The sequence below is a fragment of the Gilvimarinus sp. 1_MG-2023 genome (genome assembly GCF_030548285.1).
Window position 1 is genome coordinate 1 of the sequence record NZ_JAUOSC010000214.1, and the last position, 416, is coordinate 416.

1 pseudogene is annotated in these 416 nt (G+C 53.1%); it reads right to left on the reverse strand.

Going from position 1 to position 416, the window contains the following annotated elements:
• Positions 1 to 391: pseudogene (locus tag Q4563_RS16485) on the reverse strand (transposase); the annotation flags it as partial.
• Positions 392 to 416: the final 25 nt, after the last annotated feature.

Here is a 416-nt window from a genome sequence, read left to right on the forward strand (position 1 = left end):
CCAGATAGTCACTCAACGGCATCTGGATACCCACGGGTGAATGTTGTTTCGGATGGCCAACAAATGGCAAAAGCCCGGAAGATTGCCGTTCGATGGAATCGGTATTTACCGTCGTTGTTGCGTCATTGATTCGACGGCTAACGGATGTGTGATCGGAGGTTTCAAGCGTCGCGGCAATTTTCGCTCTCACCGGATTTAAATCCACGTAAGCCATGCAACTGAGTAACGCCGCTTCGTCGAGCAATGCCTGGGACTTGAAACGACCTTCCCAGAATCGCCCGGAACAGTCGTCTTCCGCATTCGCCTCGCGGGCAATGGCTTCGTTTAACACGCGCATAAACCAGCTGATATCCGACAGTCGGGAACGCCATTCCTCAATCAGTATCGACAACCGTTGCTGCTCCGGCTCTGAGAGC